General features: G+C 67.2%; 1 protein-coding gene. It reads left to right on the forward strand.

Annotation, left to right across the window (positions count from 1 at the left end):
* Positions 1–343, forward strand: a 343-nt coding sequence (locus AB4091_RS22030; protein WP_442295075.1) for a hypothetical protein, incomplete at its 5' end; no start/stop codon positions are given.
* Between the last annotated feature and the right edge of the window lie 26 nt (positions 344–369).

Genomic DNA, 369 nt, shown 5'->3' on the forward strand with positions numbered 1-369 from the left:
GGAGAAGCAGGGCCGGTCGGTCCATGCCGTCACCTTCCGCTGGCGCTGGAAAGACCCGCACGACGCCGCAGATACCGCCAGAGAGAATGAACGCCACAGCGCCGTACGTCGCCGCCAGCAGGACACGGACGACGCCCCGCCCCTCCTTGCAGCAGAACCCCAGACGGAACCGGCTTTGGACTGGTGGCATGGCCTCACCCAAGCGGAGCGCGAGACTTGGGCGGACCGGGTCGGGCGCACCTTCAAGGCCGGAACCCTCACCGTACCTCGGCGCGAGACCGACCTTGCCCGCGCCGCCTTCTCCGCTCATGGACAAGGGGTTCTATCTGGAACCTCTGAATGACGCGGTGCGGAACCATGCCGGAACTC

The sequence above is a fragment of the Terrabacter sp. 2RAF25 genome (assembly GCF_052115265.1).
GTDB lineage: Bacteria > Actinomycetota > Actinomycetes > Actinomycetales > Dermatophilaceae > Terrabacter.